The sequence below is a fragment of the Burkholderiales bacterium genome (genome assembly GCA_013695435.1).
GTDB lineage: Bacteria > Pseudomonadota > Gammaproteobacteria > Burkholderiales > JACMKV01 > JACMKV01.
This window is the reverse complement of record JACDAM010000017.1, coordinates 1-3,852: the sequence shown is the minus strand read 5'-3', so window position 1 is coordinate 3,852 and position 3,852 is coordinate 1. Positions and strand designations below refer to the sequence as shown.

4 protein-coding genes are annotated in these 3,852 nt (G+C 58.9%); all 4 read left to right on the top strand.

What is annotated here, in order from left to right; genetic code table 11:
• Window positions 1-512, top strand: a 512-nt coding sequence (locus tag H0V78_01030) for a discoidin domain-containing protein (GenBank protein ID MBA2350404.1), incomplete at its 5' end; no start/stop codon positions are given.
• 77 nt (window positions 513-589) lie between these two features.
• Complete coding sequence (locus H0V78_01025; GenBank protein MBA2350403.1) at window positions 590-1,405, top strand: caspase family protein; 816 nt, start codon at window positions 590-592, stop codon at window positions 1,403-1,405.
• A gap of 273 nt (window positions 1,406-1,678) precedes the next feature.
• Entirely contained in the window at window positions 1,679-1,969 is a 291-nt protein-coding gene (locus tag H0V78_01020; protein ID MBA2350402.1) for a GYD domain-containing protein, read from the top strand.
• Window positions 1,970-2,127: 158 nt separating this feature from the next.
• A complete protein-coding gene (locus H0V78_01015) occupies window positions 2,128-3,810 on the top strand; it encodes a CHASE2 domain-containing protein (protein MBA2350401.1) in 1,683 nt (560 codons plus the stop codon).
• Window positions 3,811-3,852 lie beyond the last annotated feature (42 nt).

Below are 3,852 nucleotides of genomic sequence, written 5' to 3'. Positions count from 1 at the left end.
ACGAGCCAGCGGCAGAAGTCTCGTCCTCTCAAATTGTCGATCGGCCGCCGGGTATCCAGAGCGCCAGCGTAAAGCCGGCAGCGGCGGGCCGGGTCAACCTGCTGGCCAGTGAAAACGGCGGCCAGATATTGGTGGCGTCGAGCGACGATTGGGCGAAAACCATCGACGGCGAAGAGGATCAGTTCTGGATTAAGGGCGAAAGCGTATTTGCATTTCACGACGAGCAGGCCGCGGTCTTCGACACCTTTGCTGTCCTGATTCCAGGCACTAGCGGGTACCACATCAAGGAGTTTGAACTGCTGGCGTCGAACGATAACCCGACCGGCCGTTTCGATCCGATCGGAAAGTTTATGACTCAAAACATCAAGTTGTTCAAAACTCCGTTTCAGGAGTTCAGGTTTTCACCGGTGAAGGCCAGGTATCTGAAAATGAAGTTGCTGTCCAGACACGATGGCGGCGATCAGGCGCTCGCCTATGAGTTCCGGTTATTCGGCACGCCCGCGGCGAAATAACCTGGCGAAGTATCGGAAGATGGCCTAAGGCCCGGCCCGGCGCCGCAAATCGAGCATTTATTCCCAGGAGAAAAATCATGGCGAGGAGAGCATTCTGCGTCGGCATCAACGACTATCCCGGCGATGGCAGCGATTTGAACGGCTGCGTGAACGACGCCAGGGCGTGGGCCAAGCTGCTCGTCGAACACTACGATTTCGCGTCTTCGGATGTGAAGCTCGCGACCGATGCCGAGGCGATCAAATCCAGAATCATCGACGGCATCAAGAAGTTGCTGACTGGCGCGAAAAGCGGCGATGTGCTGGTTTTCAGCAACTCCTCACACGGCACCTATGTCGCCGATGCGAGCGGTGACGAGCCCAGTTACGATGAAGCGCTGTGCCCCTACGACACGCAGGACAATTTGATCATCGATGACGAACTGCGCGAGCTTTTTTCCGGCCTGCCGAAAGGGGTAAAGCTCGACATGATTTCGGATTCCTGCCATTCCGGAACAGTGACGCGCGCTGCGATCAGCGAAATCATTCCGGGCATGCGCACGCCCGACGATCGCCGCGTGCGTTTTCTGAATCCCGCGCTCCTGGGCAAAGCCGTGCTCGACAATCCGTGGAAAGCGAAACCCAAAGGCAAGACCAGATATCCGCAATCGAAAATGAAGGAACTACTGCTTTCGGGGTGCACCGACCGCGAATATTCGTACGACGCGTTGATCGGCGGGACCTATCACGGCGCGATGACGTATTTCGTGCTGCAGGCGATACGCGCCGCCAATTACAAAATCAGTTACGCGCAACTGCATACGCGCGTCAACGCGCTGCTCGACGAAGGCGGCTACCCGCAGCATCCGCAGCTCGAGGGCAGCGGCAAGAACAAGAAGGCGCAAATTTTCGCGTGATTCCGCGCGGCGCGTGCCTATGACTTCAGTACTCGTGCTTTAGTCGTATTTACGACCAACGCGCCACGGTAGAAGAATGGTTCCGAGAGGAAGATTATTGCAACGTGACGGGTGGGACGCCTGACCGCTCGTCGAACGGAACTTGCCCTCGAACGCACTGATCGATCGTGCGGACCAAAGCATGTGAACCGGTTGATCCGGAGAAATGACGGCCTTTCTCCATCGTTCTTCCCGGATTGGCGACCGCCTATAGCTCTTATCTGGAGGTAAATCATGGCAACGTTTATCACTCTTATGAATTTCACCGATCAGGGAATCCGCAGCGTCAAGGACACGGTGGATCGTTTCGCAGCGTTCAAGGCAACGACTGAGAAACTGGGCATAACGGTCAAGAGCGTCTACTGGACGGTGGGGCATTGCGACCTCGTTTTGACTGTCGAAGGGTCCGATGAAGCGGTCACCTCCGCGTTGCTCAAGGTGGGCTCGCTCGGCAATGTGCGAACCCAAACCTTGCGCGCCTTTTCCGCGGATGAGATGAAAAAGGTTATCGGCAATATGCCGTGATGCAGCCCGGATTCTGAATGGGGAATGTCTGGATGGAATGAAACGCAAAACCCGGGTTAACGCGTCCCTTTCATCCAGCTGGATTCGCGCTGGCGTCACGCTAGCTCCGAGCTGGGGGGTGATCGAATACCTGAAAACGCTGTAGTCTGAAAGACGCGATGACTACGGTCTTCATCAGTTATCGTCGAGAGGACAGCGCCGACGCCGCCGGGCGCTTGCGCGATCGTTTGGCGCGCGAGTTCGGCGCGGAGCGGGTTTTCTTCGACGTGTCGAACATCGCTTCGGGGGAGCGCTTCGCGCGCGTCATCGCGGACAAGCTGGCTTCCTGCGATGCCGTGCTGGTGGTCATCGGCAAGAGCTGGCTGGTCTGCAGCGACGCGCAGGGACAGCGCCGCATCGATGCGCCGGACGATTGGGTCCGGCGCGAGATCGCGGCGGCCCTCGATCGCGAGCGCATCGAAACGATTCCGATATTGATCGATGAAGCACGCATGCCGCGCGCGGCGGATCTGCCGCCCGACATCGCACGCCTTGCCGAGCATAACGCGCATCAACTCCGGCATACGCGTTATGACGACGACATCGGCTTGCTGATCGAGCGCCTGCGCGCTCCTGGTGATCGGGCGACATCGCTGTGGGCGCGGCTGCGTGAAGTTTTGCTGGGCCGGGCTGCCGCCGCAAGCGCGCTCGCCATTGCGTTTCTGATGTTGTTGTTCGCCTGGATGCGCGTGTTCGATTTTTTCGCTCTCGATACCCGGATCGAAAGTTATACGATGTGGCTGGGCGAGCAGTTCGCGCCGGTCACGCTCAGCCCGCACATCGCGATCGTCGCGATTACCGAGAATACCGAACGTGCGCTCGACAAGCGCTTTGATCGAAGCTGGCGCGGCGAACATGCGCGCTTATTGCGTAACCTTGCGGGGGCCAAGGCAGTGGCTTTCGATCTGGAATTCCGGGAGATCAGCGATTTCGACGCGGAATTCATTGCGGCGGTGGAAAGCGCAAAGCGCTCCGGGACTGCGGTATTTTTTGGCGCCAGATCACAGGCGAACTGGGAAACGTCAGCCGTCGATGGCGCCGCCAGCGCGGTCGGACATCTGTGCATCGGCAAGCGTGTCGGCTATGCATCGCTCGCGCCGCTGGCGGTTGAGCGCGACAATCGTATCTTGAGCGCGCTCGCGCTGCACGCGGTCTATCGTCCTCTGGAGGTCGGATTGGATTACAGTCACAGTCTGCTTAAAGTTCGCGGGCGGGACGCTTTGCAACTGCTGGAATTTTCACTGCTCGAACAGGTTAGGCTGCCTCATGCCGGCTGCGTCGCCATTCAGAAGGGCGATGCGGTCGCTGCATTGATGATCAGGCTTTCGCCCCTGGAAGGTCTGCGGGCGCCCGGTTTACGTTATCGCTACGAAGATGTGATCGCCCAACAATCCTCTGCGTTCCTGGACTTCGCCGGCAAGATCGTCCTGGTCGGCTTGCAAAAGAAAGGCGAAGACAAATTTTTAGTGCGCGGCGGCGAAGAGCGTTTCGGCATCGAGTTGCACGCCGATGTCGTCAATAACCTGATCAGCGGAATCAATGTCCGGCCTCTGGGCGGAGGCGGCGAATTTGCGCTGACGGCGGCGATGGCGGCGTTCGGCGCAGCGCTGCGCGTATGGCGGCCCCATCCCGCCTTGCGCTGGCGTCTCGTTCTGATCGCAGCGGTTATTGCGCTGTATCTCGCGCTGGTGATTTACGTCTGTCAGGAGTTTCATGTCCTGCTCAACACGGTCTACCACGTCGGCGCTTTTGTGCTCGCCTACTGGACGGTGGGCCGGCTCGCGCGCAGATGGGCGGCATGAACTCCGGCCACGCAGAACTTCGCGCGTACCTGCCTGCGCTCT

Coding starts and splice junctions, on each gene's coding strand:
- H0V78_01020 (MBA2350402.1), top strand. CDS start 1,679: ATGGCAACGTTTATCACTCTTATGAATTTCACCGATCAGGGAATCCGC.
- H0V78_01015 (MBA2350401.1), top strand. CDS start 2,128: ATGACTACGGTCTTCATCAGTTATCGTCGAGAGGACAGCGCCGACGCC.
- H0V78_01025 (MBA2350403.1), top strand. CDS start 590: ATGGCGAGGAGAGCATTCTGCGTCGGCATCAACGACTATCCCGGCGAT.